The following is a 26,996-nucleotide window of genomic DNA, read 5'->3' on the forward strand; positions in this document are numbered from 1 at the left end:
CGCCCTTTCAGACCCGCCGGCGGTAGGCCCAGGTGGCCAGCGGGAAGAACACGATGACCGCGCCGGCCATCCAGGCGAGCGCCCCGGCCAGCGGGCCGGCGACCGCGCCGCCGTTCATCAGGCCGCGCAGCGCGTTCGCCATCAGGCTGACCGGGCTGATGTCCGCCCACGCCCGCAGCCACCCCGGCATCGTCGACGTCTGCACGAACACGTTGCTGCCGAAGGTGAGCGGCATGATGAAGACGAACATCAGCGCCTGCGCCGACCCCGGCGACTTCATCACCATGCCGACGAACACCGAGCCCCAGCAGAAGCAGAGCCCGAACGCGAGTGCGAGCAGGATCGCCACCGCGAACTCCGCCGGGCTGGTCGCGATGCGGTAGCCCATGATCGTGGCCACCACCATCAGCACCGTCAGGCACACGACGTACCGCACGATGTCCGCGAGCACCGCGCCGATCAGCGGTGCGGACCGGGCGATCGGCATGCTGCGGAACCGGTCGAACACGCCCTTGGTGATGTCGGTGTTGAGGTTCGTGCCGACCGCGAGGCACGCCTGGAGGATGTTCATCACGATGATGCCGGGCACGACCATCTGCAGGTAGGCGTCGGTCGAGCCGGACAGCGCGCCGCCGAACAGGTACACGAACATCACCAGGAAGATGATCGGCATCAGGGTGACGTCGGCGAGCTGTTCGGGGTTCTTGCGGATCTTCAGGATGCCGCGCCAGGCCAGTGAAAGCGCGTGCTGGAAGCCCTTGGCGGGGCTGATGTGCCGCGGCGGGGCCGGGCGGTCGAGCGCCAGCGTCGTCATGCCAGGCTCCCTTCGAGGGTCTTGTCCGGGGCGGTCGGTTCGGCGGTGTGCCCGGTGAGGGCGAGGAACACCTCGTCGAGGCTGGGCAGCCGCAGCGCCAGCTCGTCCGCGGTGATGCCGGCTTCGTCCAGCTTGCGGACCAAAGTGGACAGCAGGACGGGGTCGTTGACCGGCGCGGTGAGCAGGCCGGTCGCGTCGTCGCGGGTCGGCCGGACGCCGGACAGGTCGCCGAGGATCCGGTTGACGGCGTCCATGTCGGACAGCTGGGTCGGCCGGACCTGCAGCGTCTGGCCGCCGACGCGGCGCTTGAGCTCGTCGGCCCGGCCGTCGGCGACGACCCGGCCGTGGTCGAACACGGTGATCTTGTCGGCCAGCTGGTCGGCCTCTTCGAGGTACTGCGTGGTCAGCAGCACCGTGGCGCCCTCGGCGACGAGGCCGCGGACGACGTCCCAGACCTCGTTGCGGGCGTGCGGGTCGAGGCCGGTGGTCGGCTCGTCGAGGTAGAGCACCTCGGGGTGGCCGACGAGGCTGGCGGCCAGGTCGAGCCGCCGCCGCATGCCGCCGGAGTACGTCCGGATCGGCCGCTTGGCCGCCTTGGTCAGCTCGAACCGCTCGATCAGCTCGGTGGCGCGGGCTTTGGCCTGGGCGCGGGAGTGGCCGTACAACCGTCCGATGAGGACGAGGTTCTCGATGCCGTTGAGGTCCTCGTCGACCGACGCGTACTGCCCGGTGAGCCCGATCAGGCTGCGGACCCGCACCGGGTCGGTGACGACGTCGAAGCCGCCGACGGTGGCTCTGCCGGCGTCGGGTTTCATCAGGGTGGCCAGGATCCGGACGGCGGTCGTCTTGCCGGCGCCGTTCGGGCCGAGTACCCCCACGACCTGGCCGAACGGGACCTCGAGGTCCACCCCGTCCAGCGCCTTGGTGTCCCCGAAGTGTTTGACCAGGCCCTCGGCCTGGATCGCGTGCGACATGGGCGTCCTCCTTCGCTGTCGCTGTGGTCTTCACTGTGGCCGGACGCGCTGGCAGCACGCGCACAGCGCGCTGGCAGGCGCTGGCAGCGGCTGGTGGAGATCTTGTGGAGGAGTTGTCGGTGCCCGGACCTCGCCGGCGTCGGCTCGGCATACTCGGCACCATGACGGTTGCGGAAGAGACGCGCGTCCGGCGGAAGAACCCGCTGGTCACGGCCTTGCTGGTGGTGCCGCTGGTGCCGCTGGCCGGACTGGCCGCGCTGCGCCTGATCGGCTACGACGGCGACTGGTACACCCTCGTCGCGTTGTCGCTGACGCCGTTCGTGGCGGCCGCGGGCCTGCTGCTCGGCGGGCTGGCGCTGGCGTTGCGGCGCTGGTGGGCCGGCGGGACTGCGCTGGTGCTGGCGGTCGCGCTGGCCGTCCTCGTCGTGCCGCGGCTGTCGGCGAGCGATCAGCGCGAAGTGCACGGGAAGACACTGCGCGTGCTCGCGTCGAACCTGCTCTACGGCCAGGCGGACCCGAAGGCCGTCGTCGACCTGGTGCGTGAGCAGCGGATCGACGTGCTCAACCTGGTCGAGCTGACGCCGGGCGTGGTCGACGGGCTGACCGCGGCCGGGCTGTTCCAGCTGCTGCCGTACCGGGTGCTGCACCCCGCGCCCGGCGCGTTCGGCTCGGGGATTGTGTCGCGCTTCCCGCTGAAGGAGGTCAACCTGACCGGGGACTCGGCGGCCAAGCAGCCGGGCGCGCAGGCCGACCTCGGCGACGGCGTGGTGGCCGAGATCGTCGCCGTCCACCCCATCTCCCCGGACGTCGACACCCCACAGTGGGAGCGCGAGATCAAGGACCTGTCCCGCGCGGCGGGCGAGCACGGCCTGCGCATCCTGGCGGGCGACTTCAACGCGACGCTGGACCACGCGGCGTTCCGCACGGTGCTCTCACGCGGCTACAACGACGCGGCGGAGGAGCGCGGCGCGGGGTTGACGCCGACTTGGCCGTCGTCGTCGCCGGTGGTGACGATCGACCACGTCGTCGTCGACAACCGGGCGGCGGTGCTGGACTACCGCGTGTTCGACGTGGCGGGCAGCGACCACCGGGCGGTGTTCGCCGAAGTGCGCCTGCCTTAGCCGAGGAGGGCGGTGAGCGTTTCCAGCGCCCCGGCCGCGATCGAGACGCCCCGGCCGTGGCGGATCTCCGGTTCACGGGGGTTGATGCGGATCAGCGCGCCGGTCGCCGCGCTCGCCAGTTCGCTGTAGCGGCGGACCGTCGGGACCGCCTGGCCCGCACCCAGTTCCACCACCACGAGGTCACGCGCGGTGCGTCGCCACGCCGTCAGCTCGTCGAGCTGGGCCTGGCTGCGGTCCGGCACCCAGTCGAAGTCGCCGAACATCAGGATGTTGGGCCGCGCGAGCCCGCCGCACCGCGGGCACGACGGCAGCGGCGGCACCGCCCGCATGGTTTCTTCGTCGATGACGACGTCGACGTCCGAAGCGGACCAGATTTCTTCGCTGCAACGGGAAAGGCACTGGAGGTGGTGGATCGAGCCGTGCGCCTCGGCGACGTGCTCGAAGCCCGCCTTCTGGAACTGGCCGTCCACATTGGACGTGAAGACGCGCACGGACGGGGCGAGGCCGCGCAGCAGCCGGAAACCCTCGTGCGGCACGGTCTTGCGGTACAGGTCGAGCCGGTGCCCGTAGAACCCCCAGGCCAGCTCGGGGTCGTCGGCGAAGTGACGCGGGTCGGCCAGTTCCTCGAACCGCAGCCCGAGCCGGGCGTACGGCGGGTACGCGCGCCAGAACCCTTCGCCGCCGCGGAAGTCCGGCAGCCCGGAGTCGACGCCCATCCCGGCGCCGGCGCAGATCAGCAGCGCACCGGCGCCGTCCAGCAGCTCCGCGGCCCGTTCGAGGGCGTCACTCACCCGGCTGCGAACCGAGGACGACCTCGAACTCCAGCAGGTTGGCCCCGGTGGACACGGGCTTGGCGCGCTCGCCCGAGTGCGCCGCCGCGGCCGGGCCGCCCTTGGCCCACGCCTGGTAGGCCTCTTCCGTCTCCCACTTCGTGTAGACGAAGTAGCGCGTCTCGCCGGACACCGGGCGCAGCAGCTCGAACCCGAGGAAGCCGGGCTGCTGGTCGACGGAGTGCATCCGCGCGGCGAACCGCTTCTCCAGCTCGGGGCCGGCGCCTTCGGGAACCTCGATCGCGTTGATCTTCACGACACTCATGAGGCCAGCCTACTGACCTCAGCTGCGCAGTGAGCCGGGGAAGAGGTCGGCGTCCGCGGGGAGCTTCGTCCCCCGGAACCACTCGTCGAAGAACGGCTTCAAATTCTGCCCGCTCACCGAAGAAGCCATCTTCTCGAAGTCGGCCCACGAAGCGTTGCCGTGCCGGTAACGCGCCGGCCACTCGTGGAGGAGCCGGTCGAACGCCGGGTCGCCGATCTGCCTTCGCAACGCGTGCAGCGCCAAGATCCCCTTGTTGTACACGCCCTCGAACTCGTGGCCCTGGCCCATGCCCACCAGCTTCTGGGCCCAGAAGTCCGTGCTGCCCCTGGTGATCTCGATCGCCGCGCGGTAGCGGTCGTCGAGGCTCTGGCCCTCGCGCTCGGCCCACAGCCACTGCGCGTACGACGCGAAGCACTCGTTCAAGCAGATGTCCGACCAATTGCGAAGCGACACCGAGTCGCCGAACCACTCGTGGGCGTTCTCGTGCACCAGCGTCGGCAGGTCGGCCCACTTCGCGTACGTCGGCCGGGTTTGCGTCTCCAGCGAGAAGTGGACGTCCTCGTTCAGGAAGATCCCGCCCGCCGCCGACTGCGGGTACGGCCCGAACTTGCTCTTCAGGAACCCGAGCACCTCCGGGAGGCGGTCGCCGATCGCGCGCCGGCCCTCGGCTCCCGGCGAGTACGCGTTCACGACCGGGGTGCCGTCCGGCAATGTCGACCTGTCGACACTGAACTTGCCGATCGCGATCGTCGTCAGGTAGCTCGCGACCGGGTTCGGCTCGGTCCACGTCCCCGGCGGGCCTTCGCGGCCGTTCGAGATGACCGTCCAGCCGGGCGGGACGTGCGCGGTCAGCGTGAACGTCGCCTTGTCGCGCGGAGTTTCGTCGACCGGGTACCAGAACGCCGCCGAGTGCGGCTCGCCGACCATGTACGCGCCGCCGTCGGCCGAGTGCTGCCAGCCGTTCTCGCTGCCGCCGTCGTGCGGGGTCTTCGCCGGGTCGCCGCCGTAGCGCACCCGCGTGCGGAACGTCGTCCCGGCGCGGATCGGCGACGCCGGTGTGACGACCAGCTCGAACGCCTTTTCCCGCGTGAAGCGCGCCGGCTGCCCGTCGACTTCGACGCTGTGGACGTCCAGCCCGCGCAGGTCGAGGTCGAACCGGCTGAGGTCCTGGGTGGCCTTCGCGGTGACCGTCGTGTCGCCGTCGAGGTGCCCGCTGGGCGGGTCGTACGTCACGCCCACCTGGTAGGCGAGAGCGTCGTAGCCGCCGTTGCCGTCGTCCGGGTAATACGGATCACCGGCGCCGGCCGCGCCCGGAACCGGGTGCATCGGCGGCGGCGGGGGTGGCGCCGTGACGGCGTCACCGCTGCACGCCGCGGCGAGGACCACCGCGGCGCAGACGGCGAGGGCAGCGAGTCGGCGGCGCATAGCCACCACCATAGGTGATGGATTGCGATCACTCGGTCACGCTTCGCACCAGCCATTATGGTGGCCGCGTGCTCTGTTTCGGCGGCACCGGTGTGCCGATCGTCCTGCTCCACGGACTGATGGGCCGCGCGCGCACGTGGTCGCGGGTCGCGGAGTGGCTCCGGCCCTACGGCGCGGTGTACGGCCTCGACGCGCGCGGCCACGGCAGCGCGCCGCGCGTCGGGCCGTGGACGACCGAGCGGTTCACCGACGACGTCGCCGAAGCGCTGCGGACGCTCGACGCCGGGCCGGCCGTGCTCATCGGGCACTCGATGGGCGGCCTGCACGCGTGGACGACGGCCGCGAAGTACCCGGAGCTGGTCCGCGCGGTCGTCTCCGAGGACTTCGCGCCGGACCAGCGCGGCCGGACCGTCGAGACGTGGCGCGGGTACTTCGAGAGCTGGCCGGTGCCGTTCGAGTCGCTCGACCACGTCCGCGGGTTCTTCGGCGACGCGGGCGAGTACTTCGCGGACTGCGTCGAGGAGCGTGAGGACGGCTTCCACCTGGTCGCCGACCTCGAAGACCTGTACGTCATCGCCGCCGAATGGGGCCGGCGCGACTACTGGGACGTCGTCGACGCGATCCGCTGCCCGTTGTTGCTGGTCGAGGGCGAGCACACGGCGATGCCGCCCGGCCAGCAGGCCGAAGTCGCCCGGCGGGTGCCGGGCGCGAAGCACCTGGTCGTGCCGGGGTCGGCGCACCTGCCCCACGACGAAGCCCCGGCGACCTACCGAGGTGCCGTCGAAGCGTTCCTGAGCCAGGTCCTCAAGCGCTAGCCAGGTCAGCCCGCCAAGCCGCCGTCGAGCGGTCCGAGGGGACGATCAGCGGCCAGACGTCCGCGCCGAGGAAGCCGGTCTCGTCGGTCACCTTCGTCGCGGTGCACGTATGACGCGGCAATCCGGCCTGAACGGACAAAGCGGCCACGGCGTCCTTTGTGGACTTCCCGAACACGCCGTCGGTCGGTACGTCGTACCCGGACGAGCGCAGGAACTGCTGGGCCAGCTGCACTTGACGACCCGTGTCGCCCGGCTTCAGCAGCGGCCACTCCGCCTCGGCACGCGCCACCGAGACGCCGAGGACGCGCCCGACCGCCGTCCGCAGCTCGGGCAGCCGGTTGTAGAGCACCGTGCCGGGACACTCGGTCGAGTTGAAGTCGCGGTGGCCCTTGATGAATTCGGGCGAAATGCCGTATTGGTGGGCGATGTAGGCGACCAGGTTCACCAGCGAGTCCCAGAGCGCCTGCGGCACGTCGACCGTGCTGTACAGGCCCTCGTTCTCGATGCCGATGACCTCGCTGTTGTGGTTGCCGACGTTCGCGCCCTGGACGTGCTGCGTGCCGCCGCGCAGGATTTCCAGGCTGCGGTGCCGGCCCTCGGTGACGAACCCGCCGCGGCTGTTCGTGAACTGCTGGCCGCTGTCGATCCAGCCGTTCTTGTCCATGTGCAGGTTCTGGATGTACCGCGAGACGTAGAACGCGCGCGCCAGCGAGAAGTCGTTGTTCATCGGCGGATCCACGGCGTGGTGCACGACGATGTAGGTCGGCTTGTGGTTCTCCACCACGATCGGGCCGGCGGCGGGCCGGGCGCCCCACTCGGAGCAGCCGTGGATGGTCGGTGTCGGTACCGCCGCCGACGCCGTCCCGGTGGTCGTCATCCCCAGTGTGCCGGCCGCGGTCGCGGTCACCCCCGCTTTGAACAGGGTCCGGCGGTCGATAGTGACCATGCGGGAAAAGGTAACTCCGCATCGCGCCGATGACAACTATTGACCAACTTTTGTTATAGCGCGTTAGTGTTCACCCGGCAGGGCGAAGAGGCCGCCGCTGGTCTGCTCCAGCAGGCCGTCGACGAGCAGGGAGTCCAGGCAGCGGTCGCGCTGGCCGCTGTCGTGCCACACCAGGTCGAGCCGCGCTTTTTCGACGGGGCCTTCGCTGCCGCGCAGGACGTCCAGCAGCAGGCCGCGGACCTGCCGGTCGGTGCCGGCGAACTTCTGCACCGGCTTGGCCGGCCCGGCGTACTCGGGCCGGCCGGCGAGCTGCCACGCGCACTCGTCGTAGATCGGGCAGTCCGCGCACCGCGGCGAACGCGCGGTGCAGATCAACGCGCCGAGTTCCATGATCGCCGCGGAAAAGCGAGCCGCGGGCGCGTCTTCGGCGGGCAGGAGCGCCTCGACGTCGGCCATGTCCCGGGTGTTCGACGCGGGCCCGGCGTCCCCGGCCCCGTGCACGGCCCGCGCGACGACCCGCCGCACGTTGGTGTCGACGACGGGCGCGCGCCGGCCGTAGGCGAACGCGGCGACGGCGCGCGCGGTGTAGGCGCCGATCCCGGGCAGCGCGAGCAGAGTGTCCACATCGGACGGAACGACTTCCCCGTGCTCCCGCGCGATGACGCCGGCGGCTTCGTGCAGCCGCAGGGCGCGCCGCGGGTAGCCGAGCTTGCCCCAGGCCCGCACGACCTCACCCTGGCTCGACGCGGCCAGCGCCGAGGGCACCGGCCAGCGCGCCATCCACTCGTGCCAGATCGGCTGCACGCGGGCGACGGGGGTCTGCTGGAGCATGATCTCGCTGACGAGCACGCCCCACGCCGAGCAGTCCGGCTCACGCCAGGGCAGGTCCCGGCCGTGCGTGGAGAACCAGTCGAGCAGGGTTTCGGCGTCTACGGACACGCCCGGGAGGCTACTTCGCGTACTTCGGCAGCTCGCGGGCGACCTCGCCCGGCGACGGCAGTCCCGCGATCTCGGCGGCGACCGCGCGGGCCGCGTCGCGGCAGGAGGACGCCTTTCCGGCCTGTTCGGCGACGGCGTCCGCGGTCAGCTCGCCGGGCAGGAGCCGCAGCGCGGCCCCGGCGGCGACGAGCGCGTCGGCGTTGGCGAACTGGTCGGCACCCTGCGGCAGGACCAGCTGCGGGACGCCGGCGGCGAGCGCGCCGAGGGTGGTGCCGCTACCGCCGTGGTGCACGACGAGGTCCGCCTGCCGGATCGCCGCCGCCTGCGGTACCCAAGCCAGGGCCGTGATGTGGGCCGGCTGCGGCCCGAGGGGCACCCCGGCGGTGGCCACCACGACGTGTGTGCCGAGCCGGGTCAGCCCCTCGATGACCGTCTCGAGTACTTCCGGCGTGCCGAACGCGGTGCCGAGCGTCAGGTAGATCAGGGGCCGCTCGAAGTCGCCCGGCTCGGCGAACGGCACCGGGCGCAGGGCGATCCGTTCCGCGGTCGCGAGGAAGGCCGGGTCCTGGAGCGACGGCGGGCAGATGTCGAGGTGCGTGCCGCCGGTGGGCCGCTCGAACCCGATGCCTTCGGGGATGAAGCGGCCGAACCCGTGCCACAAGGCGGGGATCCCGGCGCGCCGCGCGGCGACGGTCACCTCCGGGACGCCCCACCCGTGCACGACCAGGTCCGGCCTCAGCCGCTTCAGGTCCGGCTCGAGGTCCTCGGCGTAGATCTCGTAGAACGAGTCCGCCGGCCGGAACGGGTTCAGCCCGAGCCGGCCCAGCGGCGCGTGGACGTGCTCACCGGCGGCGAAGTGCACTTCGTGCCCGATGTCCCGCGCCGCGACCGCGAGCGGGACCATCGGGTACGTGTGGCCGGGCGAGGCGAGACCGGCGAAGAGAACGCGCAACGCCTACTGGACCTCGGTGAGCTTCCCGGTCTTCACGTCGTAGACGAACCCGCGGACGTTCTCCGTGTGCGGCAGGTAAGCGCTCCGCCGCACGCGCTCGACCGACGTCCGGACGCTGTTCTCCACGTTGCGGAACGCCTCGACCGACCACGTCGGCCGCAGGCCGGTGTCGCTTTCGAGCTCGTCCTTGAAGTCGTCCTCGGTGACCATCGACAGGCCGCACTCCGTGTGCTGGACGATCAGCACCTCGCGCGTGCCCAGCTTGCGCTGCGAAAGCGCCAGCGAGCGGATCATGTCGTCGGTCACCACGCCGCCCGCGTTGCGGAGGACGTGCGACTCGCCCTGCAGGAGGCCGAACAGCTCGAACACCCGGATGCGGGCGTCCATGCAGGTCAGGATGGCCACCTGGAGCGACGGCTTGGGGGATGACCGGTCGCCGGGCGTCACCTCGCCGAGTTCCTGGTTGCGCTTGAGCAGTACGTCGATCGAGGTCATCGGTCACCTTCCGGCCAGTGGCCCCGCGGCGCGGGCGTGCCACTTCATTTGACCTGGTGAGTACCCGTTCGAGCAATGCACTACGAGCTATGTCACGGGTCAGCCCCCGAACCAGGGCTCCTCGACCGTCCTAGGGGGTGCGGACGTGCGGCCGACGCGCAGCTCGGTCGGCAGCGTGATGACCTTCGGCGCGCTCCGCTCGGCCGAGCCGAGGAGCAGCCGCCCGGCCGTCTTGCCCTTCTCGAGCACCGGCTGGTGGACCGTGGTCAGGCCGATCCGCTCGGCCTCGGCGATGCCGTCGAACCCGGTGACGGTCAGGTCCTGCGGCACCCGCAGCCCCCGCCGTTCGGCCTCGGCCATGGCGCCGAGCGCGAGGATGTCCGAGGTGCAGATAACCGCCGTGATCTGCGGATACGCGTCCAGGAGCTGGCGCGCGGCGGACGCGCCGTCGTCCACCGTGTGGTCGAAGCGCTCGACCACCGGGACGCCGGCCCAGTCGACGCCGGCCGCGGAGAACGCCACGGCGAGCGCTTCCAGCCGGGTGCGCTGGACGTGGAAGTGCGCGCCGCTCTGCCGCGCCGTGGAGACGAAGTCGTCGTTGCGCTCGCGGGCCAGGCGCATGCAGATCACGCCGACCTGCCGGTGGCCCAGCGTCACGAGGTGCTCGGCGATCTTGCCGACCGCCGCCGCGTCGTCCGGGCCGACGCGGTCGATGCCTTCGAGGCTCGGCTGGTCGATGATCACCGTCGGCACCGGGCGCTCCAGCACGGCGGCCAGGTGCGGGTCGTCGTCCGGGACGGAGTAGACGACGAAGCCGTCGACACCCGCGCGGTGCACCGCGGCGACGTCTTCACGGCCGGGGCTGGCCGGCACCAGGTGCAGGCCGACACCGGCGTCTTCGCAGGCCAGGGCCAGTCCTTCGAGCACTCCGACGGCGGCGGGGTCGCGGAAGGCGTAGGAGAGGTTCTCGGTGAGCAGCAGGCCGACCGCGCCCGCCTTGCGCGTGCGCAGGGAGCGGGCGACCGGGTCGGGGCCGGGGTAGCCGAGCCGCCGCGCGGTCTCGAGGACCCGGCGGCGCAGTTCCGGGGACAGCTGGTCCGGCCGGTTGTAGGCGTTGGACACCGTGGTCCTGGACACACCGAGCTCCGCCGCGAGCGACGCCAGCGTCGCCTGCCTCCGGGTGCGAATAGGACGTCCCATCAGCAAACCGTAACGGTTCAGATCGTTTTCCTGAAGAGACACCCCGGGTGGTCGATGTCTCGATCCGCATGCATGAAGACGCATACACCAAACCGGGATCGGATGGCCAGGAAGTCATCCGGATGGGGTAAGGTGAATCTGACAACGGTTTCCATTAGCGTCTCAGTGCCGTCAGGAGAGTCCTTCAGATGAGTTCCCGCCGCACCACGAGCGTGCTCGCCGCCGCTTCGGCCCTGTCCTTGTTCGCGCTGGCCGCGTGCTCCGGCGGGACCTCCGACGGCGGCGGGCAGTCCGGCGGCTCGGACAAGATCAAGGTCGTCGCTTCGACCGACGTCTGGGGCAGCGTCGTCAGCGCCGTCGGCGGGGACAAGGTCGAGGTCAAGTCGATCATCCATGACCCGTCGGCCGACCCGCATTCCTACGAGACGACCGCCGATGACGCCCTTGCGGCGAAGGACGCGAAGCTGCTGCTGTCCAACGGCGGCGGGTACGACGAGTTCTTCGACAAGCTCACCGCGCAGGCCGGGGACGCGAAGAAGCTCGTCGCCTACGACATCGCCGCGACCGGCGACGAGAACGAGCACGTCTGGTACGACCTGCCGGGCGTCGACAAGGTCGCCGACCAGGTCGCGGCGCAGCTCGGCGAGCTGCAGCCGGCGTCGAAGCAGGCGTTCACCGACAACGCGACGGCGTTCAAGGCGAAGGTCGACGCGCTCGAGAAGCGGCTCGGCGAGCTCGGCACCACCCACCCGGGGACGAAGGTCGTCGTCACCGAGCCGGTCGCGCACTACCTGCTGGAGAGCGCGAAGCTGACCGACGCGACGCCGAAGGCGTTTTCCGACGCCGTCGAGAACGACACCGACGTCCCGGCGGGCGCGGTGAACGAGTACAAGCAGCTCATCGCCACCAAGCAGGTCAAGGCGCTGATCAACAACGCGCAGACGGTGACCCCGCTGACCCAGGACGTCGTCGGGCAGGCGAAGGCCGCCGGGATCGGCGTCGTCGACGTGACCGAGACGCTGCCGCAGGGTGTGACCGACTACATTGGCTGGATGACCGGGGAAGTAGATGCGCTGGCTGGGGCGTTGAAGTAGGCATGGCTCCCGTCTCAGACGACGTACGCCCCGCGGTCCGGGTCCGCGGGGCGGGGCTCGCGTTCGGACCCCGGACCCTCTGGTCGGGGCTGGACCTCGTCGTCGAGCCGGGGGAGTTCCTCGCCGTGCTCGGCCCGAACGGCTCCGGCAAGAGCAGCCTGCTGAAGGCACTGCTCGGCATGCAGGGCCTGTCGGCGGGCTCGGTCGAGATCGCCGGCGGCCGCCCGGGCGGCGCGAACCGCAAGGTCGGCTACATCCCGCAGCAGCGCGCGATCGACGAATCGCTGACGCTGCGCGGCGTCGACCTGGTCGGGCTGGGCCTCGACGGGCACCGCTGGGGGCCGGGCTTGTTCGGCATGGCGGCCCGGCGCCGGCTTGTTTCCGACGCGATTTCCGCGGTCGGGGCAACGCGCTACGCGAAGCAGCCGGTCGGCCGGCTGTCCGGCGGTGAGCAGCAGCGGCTGCGGGTGGCGCAGGCCCTGGTCGGCGACCCCGAGGTGCTGCTCTGCGACGAGCCGCTGCTGTCCTTGGACCTCGCGCACCAGCGCGCGATCAGCGAGCTGATCGACTCCCGGCGCCGCACGGCCGGCACGGCGGTGCTGTTCGTGACGCACGAGATCAACCCGGTGCTGCCGTTCGTCGATCGGGTGCTGTACCTGGTCAACGGCCACTTCCGGATCGGCAAGCCGGACGAGGTCATGACCACCGAGACGCTGTCGGAGCTGTACGGCACCCGCGTCGAGGTGCTGAAGGTCGGCGGGCAGATCCACATCGCGGGCGCGCAGAGCGCGTTGTGCGAGGAAGAGCCGCACCACCACGAACACGACGTCGAAGAGCAAGTGGGCTGAGTCTTGGATCTGTTCGACTTCGGCAAGACCTGGGAGCTGATCACCGAGCTGTCCGGGGTGCAGACCGCCCTGCTGGCGGCGTTGATCCTCGGTTTGGTGGCGGGGGTGCTGGGCCCGCTGATCGTGATGCGGCGGATGTCGTTCGCGGTGCACGGGACGTCCGAGCTGGCGTTCACCGGCGGCGCGGCGGCGTTGCTGCTCGGGATCGGCGTCGAGTACGGCGCGCTGATCGGCGCGGTGGTGGCGGCGCTGCTGCTGGGGATCCTCGGCGCGCGTGACGCGGACCGCGACTCCGTGATCGGCGTGATCCTGTCGTTCGGCCTCGGCATGGGCGTGCTGTTCCTGTCGTTCTACAAAGGACGGTCCGGCAACAAGTTCGGCATCCTCACCGGCCAGATCATCACGATCGACTCGACGAACCTGACGTTGTTCGTGGTGTCGTCGGTGGTGGTGCTGGCGGTGCTGGCGCTGGTGTACCGGCCGTTGTTGTTCGCTTCGGTGGACCGGAACGTGGCCGTCGCGCGCGGGGTCCCGGTGAAGACGCTGACGGTGGTGTTCGCGCTGCTGGTCGGCGTCTCGACCGCGTTGAGCGTGAAGGTCGTCGGCTCGCTGCTGGTGGTGGCGTTGATGGTGACGCCGGCCGCGGCGGCGGCGCGGGTGACGGCGTCACCGTGGAAGGCAACGGTGTTGTCCGTGGTCTTCGCGGAGGTGTCGGCGATCGGCGGAATCGTGCTGTCGCTGGCGCCCGGGTTGCCGGTGAGCGCGTTCGTGACGGCGATTTCGTTCTTGATCTACGTGGTCTGCCGGGTGATCGCCTGGCAGCGCGACCGCCGGACGAGGGTCAGCACGGTGGAACCGGCCCTCGTCGCGGCGGCCTGACCTACGGCACCTGGAGCGTGTCGCTGATCGCGGCGTTGCCCCCGTTGGGGTAGCCGACGGACTGGTAAGCGGCCCAGCTCCGCTGCAGCACGCATGCGTTACTCGGCGTCTGCCTGACCGAGTGGGCATCGACGGTGAAGACGTAGCTGCCGGATCTGTAGTAGCTCGCCCGGAGCCCAGGTGATGTCGCCCGACGTTGCCGAGGGCGGCGGTGAATCAGACCTCGTTGTCGTTCGCCCGGGCACAGGCCTGCCAGTACCGCGCCGAGTTGCCACGGCGGCTGCACTGGTTGCAGCGCCGGCATTCCGCGCGGTGGCCCCGGCCGCCTGACCTGGCCGCGGCGGCCGAACGCCGGTTATCCACACCCTCGCGCATTTGTGGACAGATCGGCTGCGCCTCCGCCGATTCGCGGTTCCTGTCGGGGCCTGCCGATAGACTGGAACCGGGCTCGTCCCCCAGGGAAGGGCGGGGCTCCGGCAAAGTCGGGTGGGGCGATGCTCCGCCCGGCACCACCGCCCGCGGAACGCCGGGCCGAGGAGGCACTTCGGCGGGATGCCGAGCTTCGGCGGTCATCAACGACTCGTTCATCGCATCCGGCGAGCTGAACGACTCGTTCATGACGTCACCGGCCCCCGGACCCGCCGCACCGATCCGACTATGCCGGGACCCGGCATCGGACGCGATGAACGACTCGTTCATGCCATCCGCCAACCGCCACCTCAACGACTGACTGCCCACCGCCTCGCCCCAAAAGCCGACACCAAAGGCGAGAGGCCCCCGAGAACAGACACCGACGAGAACCCAGACTCCCCCGCACCCCGATCCGAAGCCACAACACGGCCGGCAGCGCCGGGTCAAGGCATCTTTCCCGCCTTGACGCGGTGTTGCCGGCCGTAGTCACCATGACAGCTTCGGGGTGCCGGAAGGCGCTTTGGCAGGACAGCTGCCCCCACCCCACCTCACGCGACGCGGATGCACGTCCCCAAGCCCCACCCCGCCCCACACGCCATGACCCATTCCAGTCACCTGACACCAGAACTCCACCAGCCGGGCGGGGCGATGCTCCGCCCGGCACCGCCCGCGGAACGCCGGACCGAAGAGGCACTTCGGCAGGATGCCGAGCTTCGGTGGTCATCAACGACTCGTTCATCGCATCCGGCGAGGTGAACGACTCGGTCATGACGTCGCCGGCCGCCAGACCGGCCGCGCCGATCCGACTTTGCCGGAGCCCTGCCAGGGAAGGGCGGGGCCGCGTCGTCGGCGAGTCAGCCCAGCATCAGCAGGACCTGCAGCTCCCCGACCACGAACCCGATCACCCCGCCGACCGCGATCAGCTTCCACTCGTCCTGCCGGAACGCCGGCCGCAGTAAGCCCTCGAACTCCAACGGCGTCAACGCGAGCATCCGCTGCTCGATCATCTTCGCGACGTCCATCGCCTCGGTCAGGTATCCCTCGGCGTACCGCGCGGTGTCCGGCAGCTGCTCCAACGCTTTCCGCGCCGCCGCGTGCTTCATCTCCTTCAGCCGCGTGCCGCCCAGCGTGCGGGAGAGCGGCACCTGCTTGTCGACCACTTCCGAAACGACGTTCTCGACCAACGCGGCCAGCCGATCGGCGCGCGGGCCGCGCAGGACCGCGTCCAGCAGGTTCTGGACCGTCAGCACCTCGGTCGCGATCAGCTCGCCGTACTGCCGCGCCACCTCCGCGCGCCGGCGCTGGAACTTGCCCTGGAAGATCACCCGGCCCATCCGGACCGGCTCGCGCGGGACGAAGATCAGCTTGATCGCCAGCCAGTCCGTGCACAGCCCGATCACGCCGCCGAACGCCGGGAGGATCCACGGCTCGCGCGTGAACGCCCACACGATCGTCTGGATCAGCCCCAGCCCGAAGCCGAAGTAGATGCCCATCCGCGCGATGAACGCCATCTCCGGCCGGGACGTCTCGCGGATCAGCCGCACGAGCAGGGCGCGATCCCGGGTGAGCCGCTGGACCGTCATGTGCTGGACGTCGAGGACCTCGTCGAGGTTCTCGCGGACGTCGTCGAGGAACTCCCGGACCAGCCGCGGCGCCGACGCCTGGACCTGCTTGATCAGCATCTCCTGCGCCAGCGTCGGCATCACCTCCCACAGCCGCGGGTGGTGCTCGGCCAGCACCTCGCGCGCGATGTGGTCGACCGCGCGCAGCAGCGGCTGCTCCAGCTCGCTGGTGATGATCACCGGGTCGATCCGGCCGAAGACCTCGCGCAGGTCCAGCAGGTTCGCCGTCAGCAGCTCGGTCGCGACGGCCGCCATCCGCCCGCCGTGCTTCGGGACGACGCCCTGCCAGCCCAGCAGCGGCGGGATCCCGATGAAGTCCAGCGGCCGGAACATCATCTCGATGGCGACGCGCTTGGTGACGTACCCGATCAGCGCCGCGATGAACGGCATCGCCGCGTACAGCGGCCAGTGCAGCGCGAGGTCGTGCAGGACCGCGTCCAACTCCGACCTCCTCATGCCGAGAACGGAACCGTACCGGCTACCCGAGCAGCGCGAGCACCTGCAACTCGCCGACGAGCCCGCCGATCACCGCGCCGACGGCGATCAGCTTCCACTCGTCCTGCCGGAACGCCGGGCGCAGCAGCTGCTCGAACTCCAGCGCGCTCAGCTTCTTCATCCGGTCGACGATCGTGTTGCGCACGTCGAGCGCGTTGATCGCGTAGTTCTCGGCGTACCGGATCGTCTCCGGGACGCGCTCCGCGGCCTTCGCGGCCGCCGTCTGCTTCATCTCCTGGAACTTCTTCGTCCCGACGGCGATGGCGACGAACGGCTTGACGACGCTGGCCTGCGCGTCGATCGTCTTCTGCACCTCGCGGGTGATCATCGCGAACAGCTTGTCGGACTTCGGCCCCCGCAGCACGGCTTCCAGCAGGTTGGGAATGGTGATGATCTCGCGCGCGATCATGTCGCCGTAGTCGGCGGCCACCTGGTCGCGGCGCTTCTGGAAGATGCCCTGCCAGGTGTAGAGCCCGAAGAACCGCTTCGGCTCGCGCGGCAGGAAGATCATCTTCAGGGCCAGCCAGTCGGTGAGCCAGCCGATGCCCAGGCCGAACAGCGGCAGCACGATCGGCGACTTCGTCAGCGCCCAGACCACCAGCTGGACGCAGCCGAGGATGAACCCGAACCAGATCCCCGAGCGCGCGATGAACCGCATCTCGGGCCGCGAGATGTCGCGGATCAGCCGGTTGAGCAGCGCCTTGTCGCGCACGAGGTTCGTCACGACCATGTGCTGCAGGTCGAGGACGTCCTCGATGTTGTCGGCGATCTCCCGCATGATCTTGGTGATCGCCTTCGGCGCCTCGGCCTGGACGCGCTTGAGCAGCAGCTGCTGCGCGCCGTTCGGCAGGACTTCCCAGAGTCTGGGCTGGTAGGTCTCCATCACCTCCCGGGTGACGTCCTCGACGACCCGCAGCAGCGGCTGCTCGATCTCCTTCGCGACCTGCGCCGGGTCGAGCCGGGCGAAGATCTCCTTGGGGTCGACGAGGTTCGTCGTCAGCATCTCGGTGGCCGTCGCCGCCATGCGCTCGGCGTTCGCCGGCAGCACGCCCTGCCAGCCGAAGGGCTTGACGCCGACGAACTCCAGCGGCCGGAACATCATCTCGATGGCGACGCGCTTGGTCACGTAGCCGATCAGCGCCGCGATGAACGGCATGGTGACGTACACCTGCCAGTGCGTGCCGAAGTCCACCCCGCGCACGCTATCTGCCCGTGATCAGTGCAGCAGGAGCAGCACCTGGAGTTCACCCACCAGGCCACCGATGACCGCCCCGACGGCGATCAGCTTCCATTCGTCCTGCTTGAAGGCCGGGCGCAGGATGCCTTCGAACTCCAGCGGGGTCAGCTGCTGCATCTTGCCGACGATCGTGTTGCGGACGTCGAGCGCGCCGGTGGCGTAGCTCTCGACGTGCTTCACCGTTTCGGGGAGGTGCTCGATCACCTTGGCGGCGGCCGCGCGCTTCATCTCCTGGTACTGCCGGCCGCCGATGGTGAGCGCGACGACCGGCTTGGCCAGGCTGACCTGCGCGTCGATCGTGCGCTGGACCTCGCGGGTGACGAGCGCGAACAGCTTGTCCGCGCGCGGGCCGGTGAGGATGGCCTCCAGGACGTTCCGGACGGTGAGAACCTCGTCGGCGATCAGCGCGCCGTAGTCGGCGGCGACCTCCTGGCGGCGCTTCTGGAACATGCCCTGCCAGCGGAAGAAGCCGAACCCGCGCGGCTCGCGCGGGTAGAAGATCATCTTCAGGGCCAGCCAGTCCGTGACGAAGCCCGTGACGAAACCGAAGATCGGCATGATGAGCGGCTGTTTCGTCAGCGCCCAGGCGACGAACTGGACGAGCCCGATCACGAACCCGAACCAGATCCCCGAGCGCGCGATGAACTTGAACTCGGGCGCGGCGACCTCGCGGATCAGCCGGCAGGTCAGCGACTTGTCGCGGACCATGGCGCCGATGAGCATGTCGTTGACGTCGAGGACGTCGTCGATGTTGGTCGAGACCTCCCGCAGCAGCCGCTTGACGACCTGCGGCGCCTGCGCGCGGACCTGGTCGACGAGCAGCCGTTGCGCGCGCGACGGCAGCATCTCCCAGAGCCGGGGCTGGTAGGTCTCCATGACCTCACGCGTGACGTCTTCGACCGCCTTGAGCAGGGGCGCTTCGAGCTCTTTGACCATTTCTTCCGGGTCGAGGCGGCTGAAGATCTCCTGCGGGTCGACGAGGTTGCGGGTCAGCAGATCGACGGCGGTGGTGGCCATCCGCCGCGCGTTCGCCGGGATGACGCCCTGCCAGCCGAAGAACGGCTTGATGCCCTTGAACTCGAGAGGCCGGAACATCATCTCGATGGCGACGCGCTTGGTGAGGTAGCCGATGAGGGCGGCGATGAGCGGCATGGTGGCGTAGACGTGCCAGTGCGCGCCGATGTCGGCGAGTATGTCCACAATGGCCTCCCGCCGTTAACCGCTGGTCAACAAGGTCAGGATGCCATGCGTTACCGGGGGTTCCAATATCCGTGATGCATCCGTTTGGCGGTACGTGCGAACGGGCCCCGGCTCATTAAGGTGGCGCGATGGTCGCGCCTGAGAAGCCCCAGTCCGCCCCGAAGACCGCCCAGTTCGCCGTGGGTGTCCGCGGCTACAACCAGCGTCAGGTCGACGAACGCCTCGCCGAGCTGAGCAAGGAGATGCGCGAGACGTCCCGCAGCCGCGACGAAGCCGTTGCGACGTCGTCGGACCTTTCCAAGGCCCTCGCGTACGCGCAGAAGGAGCTCGCCGAGACGAAGGCCGCGCTGGCCCGGATGAGCTCGAGCCCGTCCGGCGCGGGCGCGATGGCCGAGCGCGTCCGGATGATGATGCAGCTGGCCGAGGAGGAGATAGCGGACCTGCGCGCGGCGGCGGAGGCGGACGCGGCCTCGACCCGCGACCAGGCGGACAAGTACGCGCACGAGACCCGCCGCACGGCCGACAAGCTGGCGAAGGACGCGGAGGAAGAGCGCGCCCGCCTGCTGTCGGAGGCGAAGGGCGAGATCGAGAAGCTGAACGCGGCAGCGGGCGCGAAGAGGGTCGAGCTGGCGGCGGCGGCCGAGCGGGCGCGCAAGGAGGCGGACGCGGCGGCGGAGGCCGCGGCGGCGGAGGCGCGGGCCGAGGCGGACCGGAAGGCTTCGGAGGAGCTGGCCGCGAAGAAGAAGGCCTTCGACGAGGAGCACGCGCGCAAGAAGCAGGAGACCGAGGCGGCGCTGGCTTCGGCCCGGTCCCAGCAGGCCGAGGCCGACCGGAACCGGAAGCTGGCTTTGGACCTGCGGACGAAGGTCGCCGAGCGGATCGCGGCCACGGACGTCGCGGTGCAGGAAGCCATGCGGTTGCTGGCGCCCGAGCCTGCCGCGGCCGAGAACGGGGACCGCAAGCCGGCTCCCGCTCCGGCTGCGAAGACCCCTGCCGCTCCCGCCGCTCCCGCTGCTGCCGCGCCGAAGGCCGCTCCTGCTCCGCCCGCGCCGGCGAAGGCCTGACCCCTTCCCACAGACGCCGGCTCCCCTCGGATCGTCGAGGGGAGCCGGGCCAATCTCGATCCGAAGGTTCCCGAGCCCGGCCGGCCCACGGCGGCCCCAGCGCCGGCCAACGCCTTGAATGAGTCATTCAGGACCTCTCGAGACTTGAATGAGTCATTCAGGACCTCCCAAGACCTGAATGAGTCATTCAAGACACGGGGCTTCGCCCGGCGGCCCAGGCGTCGACTTTGCGGGGACCCTGCGGAGATGGGCGGGGTGCGGCCGGGACGGGGCGTCCGGCGGCTGCGCGGGACTCGGGCGACCCGGCGGCTGCGCGGGACTCGGGCGACCCGGCGGCCGCGCGGGACCCGGGCGACCCAGTGGCCGCGCGGGACTCCGGCGGCCGCGCGGGACCCGGGCGTCCGGCGGCCGCGGGCATCCCGGCCCGGAACCGGGTGAATCCCCCGGCCGGGGAGGTGGCCGAGGCTCGTGGGTGGCTGGCAGTCTGCATGACAGCTGCTTGATCACCCGCGAGAACGGACCCGCCGCATGCTCCTCGAGACCGAACGGGCCGCCGTGTGCGCCTACGCGCGGCGGATGGTCGGGGACGGCCTCGTCGTCGGGACCTCCGGGAACGTCTCCGTCCGGGCCGGCGACCTCGTCGCCGTCACCCCGACCGGCGTCCCCTACTCCAGCATGAACCCGGCCGACGTCGCCGTCGTCGACCTCGGCGGCCAGGTCGTCGACGGCTCGCTCAAGCCGACCAGCGAACTGCCGATGCACCTGTCCGTCTACTGGGACGTGCGCGACCCGGACCGCGAGCCCGTCACCGCCGTCGTGCACACGCACTCGCCGCACGCCACCGCCGTCTCGACCCTCGTGCGCGAGGTGCCGCCGATCCACTACATCCTCGCCACGATCGGCCCTTCGGTGCGCGTCGCGCGCTACGCCACGTACGGAACGCCCGAGCTGGCGACGGCGGTGCTGGAGGCCCTCGAAGGGCGCCGCGGCTGCCTGATGGCCAACCACGGCACCCTCATCTACGGCGACGGCCTCGAGGCGGCCTACCACCGGGCCCAGCAGCTCGAGTGGGCCTGCCGGGTGTGGCTGCTCGCCCAGGGCGCCGGCCGGCCGGCGCTGCTGCCGCCGCCCGAGGTGGCGAAGGTCGTCGACCGGCTGCGGGGCTACGGCCAGACCTAGTGCGGGACGACCTGGTTGGCCACCATGATCATCCCGGCCACCAGCGCGAGGAACGACAGCACGGCACCGATCGCGGCGACGGGCTTGCCGCGCCGCCGCCCGACGCAGCCGAGGACGCCGAGGGTCAGCCCGGCCAGCCCGAACGGGAACGCCACATACGCGCGGAACCCGGTCATGTCCACCGGCAGTAACGGCAGCACGAGCCCGAGCAGGCCGAGGACCAGCGCCGCCACGCCGAGCCCGGGCCCCTTCGGCGGCGGCACCGGGCCGCCCGGCCACGGCTGCTGGTACCCGGGTGCGGCCGCACCCGGGTACGACTGACCGGCCGCACCCGGGTACCCGTAGGGCGGCTGGCCGGCCGCACCTGGGTGCCCGTAGGGCGGCTGGCCGGCCGGGCCCGGTACCGCTGCCGGATCCGGGTGCGCCGGGTTCGGCTCTGCTCCTGGGCCGTCGGTCATGCGGACTCCTCACTGCCGTCGCCGCATGCCTACCAAATCCGCCGCCCCGGCGCGGCCGAATCCGCGGAACCTACGACGCCAGCGCGTCGACCGCGTGGACCGCGTCCAGCAGCTCCGCCACCGTCGGGTCGTCGACCGCCTCCTTGATGCACTGCCACAGCTGGAGGTTCGCCGTCGCCCAGCGTGAATACGTGGCCGCCGCCTCGGGGTTGTAGAAGTAGTACCCCTCGTCGTGGACGTCGCACTGCTCGCCGACGATCTTGTGCGCCAGCTCGCGCAGGCTCAGCCCGTTCTCGCGCAGGTACCGGTGCGCCAGCACCACCGGCGTCACCGGCAGCGCCTTGAACAACGTGTCCGCGTCGCTCAGCGCCTGCGCCTCCAGCGAAATGTCGCGGCCGCGCGTGGCCATCTCGGCCTCGTCGACGATTTCGTCGATCCACCGCGCGACACCGGCCGGGACCCCGCACTCCGCGAGGATCTCCAGCCGCAGGCTCCGGCCCGCCGCCGCGGGCGAGTTGCGGAGCACCAGGTAGTTGACGTCGTGCACCAGCGCCGCCACCTCGACCACCGCGCGGTCGGCCCCGTTGTGCTGGGCGAAGCCGGCCGCCTTCGCGCGGACGAAGCTCACGTGGTGCCAGCCGTGGAACGGCAACCGCTCCGCGTAACGGCGGCAGAGCCGGTGAACCCGGTTCGCGACGGCGTCGACGATGACGTGGTCGATCGTGCTTTCCTGCGTGCGCATACACCTCTCCGATCCCGGCCGTGGTGTTCAGACGGGTGGAGTAATGGTAAGCGCCGTGACGCCGGTGGGTAGCTAGATGCGGTCGGCCAATTCCCCCAATCGGACCTCTACCGGAACGTGACGATGGCCGATTCCCGTGGCGGGATCGAAAGAAAGGCTGAAACTGCTCACCGGGCGTGATTTCACGAGGAACGTCATGGTGCCGTCGGCCGCTTCGGGGATGCGGTGGAATTCGTCGGCCAGCATGGTGGCGCAGGCTCCGGCCTGGCACAACGTCCGGCGCCGCAGCCGCGCGGCCGCGATCAGCCCGGTTCCGGCGTCGATCGTCGTCTCGTATCTCTCGTGCAGGTAGTCACCACGGAGAATGGTGGTGCAGAAGTGGTACCTGTGGTTGTGCACGGAATCCGCGTACCCCTCCCGCCAGTCCTCCTGCGCCTTGTATTCGTGCAACCAGAAGGAAAACGGGTCGGACGGCGAATCGAGCAGGCACCAGGCGAAGTGCGTGGTCGTTTCCCGGGACGAACGCAGGATCTTCACCGATTCCGCGGTGGTCAACGCGCGCAGCTGCGAGCGCAGTTCGTCGCGCAGTCCGGGCTGGGCGGCCCACGGCCGGAACCACTCGTCGACGGCGCGCCAGCCGGCGGCCAAAGGGAACTCGGCCGCGCGCAGGCGCGTGGCCAGTTCGGAAAGGGGGGACAGGCGGGTGAGCAAGGTCAGCTCCCTAGCTCGGCGACTTCGGAGAACTCCGCGCGGAAAGCGTGGAACTTGCCTTCCAGCTCGCGGAACTGCTCCTCGGACAGGGGGGATCCGGTGATCTTTTCGAACAGCGCCAGGAAATCCGTCCGCGTCGTCGCGGACGTGATGCGGAAGTGGCGACCGGTCCGGGACTGCGAGACGCGCACGAACTCGGCGCGCTCCATGTTGTAGAGGAAGGAACCCTCGGTGAACCGCAGGGACCGCGGGTACAGCTTCGTGGCGCCGCGGACGTCGCTGTAGAGCGACACCCACACGCTGTCGTCGAACATTTCGAGCCGGTCCAGCGGCGGGTCGGCGACGACGGTGATGTCGACCTGCGCGCAGCGGCTGCGCGCCAGGAAGAGGCCGACGAGCCCGATCCGGATCTCTTCGTCGAGCCGGGTCTGGATCTGTTCGGAGTCGACGTCGCCCGCTTCGCGGCGCAGCAGGTAGCGGGCACGCCCGCTGATCGAGCTGGCGTCGCGCGGGTCGGCGATGACGGCCCGGAGTTCGCGTTCGGTGCGGGAAAGCAACAGGCGGGCGGCCGCGTGCCGCCCGGAGAAGCCGCGGAAGAAGTACTGCCGGGTCGCGTTGAGGTCGGCCATCAGCAACCGGTTGAAGCCGGGGTCGGGGTCGGTGGTCGCCTCGAAGACGTCGGTGGGGAAGAACTCCTTGTTCAGCGCGCGGTATTCGGCGCTCAGGTCCTCCAGCGCGCGCCTGCTTTCCTCGATCACCGGGGTCACCAGCGCCTTCTGCGACGCGCTGGCCGTGATCAGCGTGGTGCCGAACCCCACGATCGCGGAGATCAGGGTGCCGGTGCCCAGCGACGTCACCAGGTTCTTCCCGGTGCCGGGGTCCATCAGGCCGGCGAGCCACAGGCTGAGGCCGGCGACGACGACGAGCACCGTGAGGAGCAAGCTCGTCCTGGTCCAGAAGATCTCCTGCAGTGGGGTACGGCGGCGGGATCCGCCGTCCGAGACCACGTGCTTCACCTCCCTCGTACCACCCGAACGGACGAATGCACAAAGTGTCTGTTCGAGCGCGGGGAGTTACTTTACGCGCCAAACGGGGCGCGCGAAATAAGAAGTTCGGGGGACAAGGATGACGGACGGACGTCACTCTCGGCAATAATTAACCAGCTTGGCCAAGTTTTCGTAAATCGCGGAAAACCGGCTTCAGAGCGTGGCCGGGAGCCCCTTTTCGTACCAGCCCGGGCCGGGTTCGGCGGTCATCAGGAACTCCACGACGACCGGCGCGGGGGCCGGGTGGATCTCCGGGTGATCGCGTTCGCCGCGCGCGTAGTCCACCGGCCAGGCCAGGTTTTCCTCGTCGAGCGAAAACTCCCCGTGCGCGCCCGTCCGGTTGCCGCGGGCGTCGAGGCGCACCCATTTGCCGCGCAGGTGCACGGCATTCAGCCCGTGCAGCGCGGACAGCTCCTGGTAGCAGAATCCGGCCGGAATCCCTTGTGCGCGCAGCAAAGCGGCGAGCAGGTGGGCCTTCGCGTAGCAGATCCCGACGCGCTCGCGCAGGACGTCCGACGCTCGCCAGGTGACGCGCGGATCGCGCGCGTCGATCACGTGGTCGACCGCATCCCGGACAAACCGGAACGCGGCCTCGGCGCGGGCGACGGGATCGTCCCCGGCGGTTCCGAGACTCTCGGCTCGGGCGCGGATGGCCGGGTGCTCGTGATCGACGACGGCGTCGGCGGCGAGGTAGTCGCTCAGCCGTTTGGACGTCGGCGACAGGACGGGACTCATCCGGCCATCCTGACAGGTGCGGCCATTCGGGCGAGCCTGGTTTTCCGGCGCCGCAACGCTCCGCGTTCGCCGGTTACGGAAGGTAAAAGTCGGGCGAGAAGCCCGTCCAGCGCAGATCCGCGGTCAGGTGCGCGACGTCGTTGTACGTCAGCAATGCGGCCGGGCGCCCCGGCGAGTAGCGGATCACGGTCAGCGCGGCGTTGGCGTGGTTGAGGGCGAGCCACCGCCACGGCGGCGCGTCCTGCGAGGCGCGGACGAGCCAGCCGGCGAGGAAGTTGTGCGTGACGAGCACTTCGTACCGCGTCTCGGCACCCGGCACGGGCCCGGTGAACCGCCGCTCGGCCTCGGCGGCGAGCTCTTCGTCGGCGGGCGGGAGCCGGCGGGTGAAGGCGTGCAGGAGGTCGCCGGAGGTCTCGGGGAGTTCCTCGCGCATCGGCGTGTAGGGGACGAAGTCGTCGGCCGCTTTGTCGACGTAGATGGGGACGCCGGGCAGCTGGGTGGCGAGGAGCGCGGCGGTCTGGCTCGCGCGCGGAAGGGGGCCGTGGTGGACGGCGTTGATCGGGATCTCACGGAGCCGCCGGCCGAGCAGCAGCGCTTGCCGGCGCCCGGCTTCGGTCAGGTCGCCGGTGGGTGCGGCTTCGCCGTGGCGGGTGAGGAAGAGGTACCGCGTCGCGAGCATCAGCCGACGGGCACGAGTGCACCCTGCGGGCCGTGGCTCGGCGTGAACTGGGCGAGCAGCCGGATCGGGGCGGGGTGCGGTGGAAGGACGGTCGAGGCGAACGGCGTGATCGTGTGCTCGTAGCCGCTGTTCGTGTGCAGGTGGACGCTCACGTGGACGTTCCGGTCGCCGGGGATTTCGAAGGTGACGGCGCCCCAGGAGACGACGTATTGGCGGCCGTCGATGCTGGCGATCGGGGCGTAGGCGCGGACGGTGTGGCCCAGGTGGGGGATGTCGATCGTGAGGAGGCGGCGGGGCCCGGTGTGGTGGTCGACGTACGGGATCACGCCGGGCACCTTGGCCAGGTCGGTCGGCTCGGTCATCGTTCGGGACTCCAACTCAGAACTGGTAGTACAAGAACGGGCTGAACGTGCCCGTCGCGATCAGGATCGCCGCGTACACCAGCCCCACCGTCATCACACCGATGCGCAACGCCGTCGCCGGCCTGCTGCGGCTCGACTCCAGCAGCGGTCCCGTCACCGGGTGGGCCGGCAGCAGGAACACCGCCAGCGCCGCCAGCAGCAGGACCAGCCGCTGGTTCGTGAACGCCTCTTCCACCCCCGCGCCCAGACCGTTGAAGTCCGGGATCAGCATGTGGCCGATCATCGACAGCGCGTGGCCCAGGTCCGCCGACCTGAAGAACACCCAGCCGAACACCACCAGCAACATCGTCAGCGCCCGGCGGGCCAGCCGTGGCCAGCGCGATGACGGGTCCAGGTCGAAGCCGAACCTGCGCTCGATCACCAGCAACGCGCCGTGGTAGCAGCCCCACACCAGGAACGTCCACTGCGCCCCGTGCCAGAACCCCGTCAGCACGAACACGATGCACAGGTTCCGGTACGTGTGGGCCGCTCCGTTCCGGTTCCCTCCCAACGGGATGTACACGTAGTCGCGGAACCAGCGACTGAGACTCATGTGCCAGCGGCGCCAGAACTCCGTGATCGTCACCGACGAATACGGCCTGGCGAAGTTCTCCGGGAGCCGGAACCCCAGCATGCGGCCCAGGCCGATCGCCATGTCCGAATAACCCGAGAAGTCGAAGAACAGCTGGAGCGTGTAGCCGATCGCGCCGAGCCAGGCCGTGGCGAACGTCATCTCGTCCGGGGGGACCTTGAAACACGCCTCCACCAGCGGGCTCAGCGAGTCCGCGATGATCGTCTTCTTGCACAGCCCCAACGCGAACCGGGGGAAGCCCGCCGCGATGTCGTCCAGGCGGTGGGAACGCAGCTGCGGGAGCTGGTCGGCGATCTCTCGATATCTGACGATCGGGCCCGCCACCAGCTGCGGGAACATCGCGATGTACGCCGCGAACGCCACCGGGTTGCGCAGCGCCTGGCGCTCGCCTCGATAAATATCCACCACGTACGAAATGTGGTGGAACGTGTAGAACGAGATGCCGATCGGCACCACCAGGCTCGCCACCGGCACGCTGCCGCCGAACCAGTGCGCCACCGCCGCGATCTGCTGCGTCGCGAAGCCCGCGTACTTCCAGATCAGCAGCACCGTGACGTCCAGCGACACCACCGCGATCAGGATGCGGCGCCGCCGGACGCCGTTCACGTCGAACGGGTTCGGGGCCAGCAGCGGGCCGGCCAGGAAGTTGACCACCATGCAGCCCAGCAGCAGGAACACGAACGGCCCGGCGCCGATCGTGTAGAACAGCAGGCTGCCGACCGCCACGATGCCGTTGCGCCAGCTCCGCGGGCACACCAGCACGGCGACGAGCACCGCCGGCATGAAGTACCACAGGAACAGTGGCGATACGAACGACATCGGGTCCC

28 protein-coding genes are annotated in these 26,996 nt (G+C 70.2%); 7 read left to right on the forward strand and 21 right to left on the reverse strand.

Going from position 1 to position 26,996, the window contains the following annotated elements; all coding sequences use genetic code 11:
* Positions 1–7 precede the first annotated feature (7 nt).
* Together ACERZO_RS34480 and ACERZO_RS34485 are read right to left on the reverse strand one after the other, a co-directional pair.
* The gene (locus ACERZO_RS34480) at positions 8–814 is read right to left on the reverse strand and encodes an ABC transporter permease (RefSeq protein WP_372669878.1); all 807 of its coding nucleotides are present in this window, start codon (positions 812–814) and stop codon (positions 8–10) included.
* Complete coding sequence (locus tag ACERZO_RS34485) at positions 811–1,788, reverse strand: ATP-binding cassette domain-containing protein (RefSeq protein WP_372669880.1); 978 nt, start codon at positions 1,786–1,788, stop codon at positions 811–813. The genes ACERZO_RS34480 and ACERZO_RS34485 overlap by 4 nt, the downstream gene beginning before the upstream one ends.
* Positions 1,789–1,892: 104 nt before the next feature.
* Between ACERZO_RS34485 and ACERZO_RS34490 the strand changes: the two genes are divergently transcribed.
* Positions 1,893–2,909 carry an endonuclease/exonuclease/phosphatase family protein gene (locus ACERZO_RS34490; RefSeq protein ID WP_372669882.1) on the forward strand — a complete coding sequence of 339 codons (1,017 nt, stop codon included), beginning with the start codon at positions 1,893–1,895 and terminating at the stop codon, positions 2,907–2,909.
* Here ACERZO_RS34490 and ACERZO_RS34495 read toward each other — a convergent pair.
* The 3 genes from ACERZO_RS34495 to ACERZO_RS34505 are packed head-to-tail and all read right to left on the reverse strand — an operon-like array spanning position 2,906 to position 5,429.
* The gene (locus ACERZO_RS34495) at positions 2,906–3,700 is read right to left on the reverse strand and encodes an SIR2 family NAD-dependent protein deacylase (RefSeq protein WP_372669884.1); all 795 of its coding nucleotides are present in this window, start codon (positions 3,698–3,700) and stop codon (positions 2,906–2,908) included. The two genes, ACERZO_RS34490 and ACERZO_RS34495, sit on opposite strands and share 4 nt — an antisense overlap.
* A complete protein-coding gene (locus ACERZO_RS34500) occupies positions 3,693–4,004 on the reverse strand; it encodes an antibiotic biosynthesis monooxygenase family protein (RefSeq protein WP_285477085.1) in 312 nt (103 codons plus the stop codon). Before ACERZO_RS34500 ends, ACERZO_RS34495 begins: the two co-directional genes overlap by 8 nt.
* A gap of 18 nt (positions 4,005–4,022) precedes the next feature.
* Positions 4,023–5,429 (reverse strand): M1 family metallopeptidase, encoded by a 1,407-nt coding sequence (locus tag ACERZO_RS34505; RefSeq protein ID WP_372669887.1) that lies wholly within the window; start codon positions 5,427–5,429, stop codon positions 4,023–4,025.
* A gap of 68 nt (positions 5,430–5,497) precedes the next feature.
* On the opposite strand from ACERZO_RS34505, the gene ACERZO_RS34510 reads away from it, so the two are divergent.
* A complete protein-coding gene (locus ACERZO_RS34510; RefSeq protein ID WP_372669889.1) occupies positions 5,498–6,244 on the forward strand; it encodes an alpha/beta fold hydrolase in 747 nt (248 codons plus the stop codon).
* Here ACERZO_RS34510 and ACERZO_RS34515 read toward each other — a convergent pair.
* The 5 genes from ACERZO_RS34515 to ACERZO_RS34535 all read right to left on the reverse strand — a co-directional run bounded on the left by ACERZO_RS34515 (position 6,234) and on the right by ACERZO_RS34535 (position 10,776).
* Positions 6,234–7,190, reverse strand: coding sequence for a peptidoglycan recognition protein family protein (locus tag ACERZO_RS34515; protein WP_372669891.1), 957 nt, complete (start codon positions 7,188–7,190; stop codon positions 6,234–6,236). The genes ACERZO_RS34510 and ACERZO_RS34515 overlap by 11 nt on opposite strands.
* A gap of 63 nt (positions 7,191–7,253) precedes the next feature.
* Positions 7,254–8,129 (reverse strand): A/G-specific adenine glycosylase, encoded by an 876-nt coding sequence (locus ACERZO_RS34520; protein ID WP_372669893.1) that lies wholly within the window; start codon positions 8,127–8,129, stop codon positions 7,254–7,256.
* Positions 8,130–8,139: 10 nt separating this feature from the next.
* Positions 8,140–9,081 carry a glycosyltransferase gene (locus ACERZO_RS34525; protein ID WP_372669895.1) on the reverse strand — a complete coding sequence of 314 codons (942 nt, stop codon included), beginning with the start codon at positions 9,079–9,081 and terminating at the stop codon, positions 8,140–8,142.
* Between the two features lie 3 nt (positions 9,082–9,084).
* Positions 9,085–9,576, reverse strand: a complete 492-nt coding sequence (locus tag ACERZO_RS34530; protein ID WP_370969180.1) for a beta-class carbonic anhydrase — start codon at positions 9,574–9,576, stop codon at positions 9,085–9,087.
* A gap of 99 nt (positions 9,577–9,675) precedes the next feature.
* Positions 9,676–10,776, reverse strand: coding sequence for a LacI family DNA-binding transcriptional regulator (locus ACERZO_RS34535; protein WP_372669897.1), 1,101 nt, complete (start codon positions 10,774–10,776; stop codon positions 9,676–9,678).
* A 188-nt stretch (positions 10,777–10,964) separates the two neighbouring features.
* Between ACERZO_RS34535 and ACERZO_RS34540 the strand changes: the two genes are divergently transcribed.
* Genes ACERZO_RS34540 through ACERZO_RS34550 form a run of 3 tightly spaced genes read left to right on the forward strand, consistent with a single transcriptional unit; the run spans position 10,965 to position 13,597 of the window.
* Positions 10,965–11,870 carry a metal ABC transporter solute-binding protein, Zn/Mn family gene (locus ACERZO_RS34540; RefSeq protein WP_372669899.1) on the forward strand — a complete coding sequence of 302 codons (906 nt, stop codon included), beginning with the start codon at positions 10,965–10,967 and terminating at the stop codon, positions 11,868–11,870.
* Positions 11,871–11,872: 2 nt separating this feature from the next.
* Positions 11,873–12,718, forward strand: coding sequence for a metal ABC transporter ATP-binding protein (locus tag ACERZO_RS34545; protein WP_372669901.1), 846 nt, complete (start codon positions 11,873–11,875; stop codon positions 12,716–12,718).
* A 3-nt stretch (positions 12,719–12,721) separates the two neighbouring features.
* Positions 12,722–13,597, forward strand: a complete 876-nt coding sequence (locus ACERZO_RS34550; RefSeq protein WP_372669903.1) for a metal ABC transporter permease — start codon at positions 12,722–12,724, stop codon at positions 13,595–13,597.
* 1,265 nt (positions 13,598–14,862) lie between these two features.
* On the opposite strand, the gene ACERZO_RS34555 is transcribed toward ACERZO_RS34550, so the two are convergent.
* Genes ACERZO_RS34555 through ACERZO_RS34565 form a run of 3 tightly spaced genes read right to left on the reverse strand, consistent with a single transcriptional unit; the run spans position 14,863 to position 18,514 of the window.
* Positions 14,863–16,071: a DUF445 domain-containing protein gene (locus tag ACERZO_RS34555; RefSeq protein WP_372670404.1), complete on the reverse strand. Its 1,209-nt coding sequence runs from the start codon at positions 16,069–16,071 to the stop codon at positions 14,863–14,865.
* A 37-nt stretch (positions 16,072–16,108) separates the two neighbouring features.
* Positions 16,109–17,281, reverse strand: a complete 1,173-nt coding sequence (locus tag ACERZO_RS34560) for a DUF445 domain-containing protein (RefSeq protein WP_372670405.1) — start codon at positions 17,279–17,281, stop codon at positions 16,109–16,111.
* 60 nt (positions 17,282–17,341) lie between these two features.
* A complete protein-coding gene (locus ACERZO_RS34565; protein WP_372670406.1) occupies positions 17,342–18,514 on the reverse strand; it encodes a DUF445 family protein in 1,173 nt (390 codons plus the stop codon).
* 176 nt (positions 18,515–18,690) lie between these two features.
* Here ACERZO_RS34565 and ACERZO_RS34570 point away from each other — a divergent pair, with 176 nt between their 5' ends.
* Positions 18,691–19,626, forward strand: a complete 936-nt coding sequence (locus tag ACERZO_RS34570; RefSeq protein WP_372669905.1) for a hypothetical protein — start codon at positions 18,691–18,693, stop codon at positions 19,624–19,626.
* Positions 19,627–20,154: 528 nt separating this feature from the next.
* Positions 20,155–20,805, forward strand: coding sequence for a class II aldolase/adducin family protein (locus ACERZO_RS34575; protein WP_372669907.1), 651 nt, complete (start codon positions 20,155–20,157; stop codon positions 20,803–20,805).
* On the opposite strand, the gene ACERZO_RS34580 is transcribed toward ACERZO_RS34575, so the two are convergent.
* The 8 genes from ACERZO_RS34580 to ACERZO_RS34615 all read right to left on the reverse strand — a co-directional run bounded on the left by ACERZO_RS34580 (position 20,802) and on the right by ACERZO_RS34615 (position 26,988).
* A complete protein-coding gene (locus tag ACERZO_RS34580) occupies positions 20,802–21,263 on the reverse strand; it encodes a hypothetical protein (protein ID WP_372669910.1) in 462 nt (153 codons plus the stop codon). The genes ACERZO_RS34575 and ACERZO_RS34580 overlap by 4 nt on opposite strands.
* A gap of 70 nt (positions 21,264–21,333) precedes the next feature.
* Positions 21,334–22,005: an HD family phosphohydrolase gene (locus tag ACERZO_RS34585; RefSeq protein ID WP_372669912.1), complete on the reverse strand. Its 672-nt coding sequence runs from the start codon at positions 22,003–22,005 to the stop codon at positions 21,334–21,336.
* A gap of 72 nt (positions 22,006–22,077) precedes the next feature.
* The gene (locus ACERZO_RS34590; protein ID WP_372669913.1) at positions 22,078–22,716 is read right to left on the reverse strand and encodes a hypothetical protein; all 639 of its coding nucleotides are present in this window, start codon (positions 22,714–22,716) and stop codon (positions 22,078–22,080) included.
* A gap of 2 nt (positions 22,717–22,718) precedes the next feature.
* Complete coding sequence (locus tag ACERZO_RS34595) at positions 22,719–23,732, reverse strand: hypothetical protein (protein WP_372669915.1); 1,014 nt, start codon at positions 23,730–23,732, stop codon at positions 22,719–22,721.
* Positions 23,733–23,915: 183 nt separating this feature from the next.
* A complete protein-coding gene (locus tag ACERZO_RS34600) occupies positions 23,916–24,497 on the reverse strand; it encodes a transglutaminase domain-containing protein (RefSeq protein WP_372669918.1) in 582 nt (193 codons plus the stop codon).
* Positions 24,498–24,570: 73 nt separating this feature from the next.
* Positions 24,571–25,176, reverse strand: a complete 606-nt coding sequence (locus ACERZO_RS34605) for a histidine phosphatase family protein (protein WP_372669920.1) — start codon at positions 25,174–25,176, stop codon at positions 24,571–24,573.
* The gene (locus tag ACERZO_RS34610) at positions 25,176–25,538 is read right to left on the reverse strand and encodes a hypothetical protein (RefSeq protein WP_372669921.1); all 363 of its coding nucleotides are present in this window, start codon (positions 25,536–25,538) and stop codon (positions 25,176–25,178) included. The genes ACERZO_RS34605 and ACERZO_RS34610 overlap by 1 nt, the downstream gene beginning before the upstream one ends.
* Positions 25,539–25,554: 16 nt before the next feature.
* Positions 25,555–26,988, reverse strand: a complete 1,434-nt coding sequence (locus ACERZO_RS34615) for an MBOAT family O-acyltransferase (protein WP_372669923.1) — start codon at positions 26,986–26,988, stop codon at positions 25,555–25,557.
* Positions 26,989–26,996 lie beyond the last annotated feature (8 nt).

This window comes from Amycolatopsis kentuckyensis, from assembly GCF_041679295.1.
Classification (GTDB): domain Bacteria; phylum Actinomycetota; class Actinomycetes; order Mycobacteriales; family Pseudonocardiaceae; genus Amycolatopsis; species Amycolatopsis kentuckyensis_A.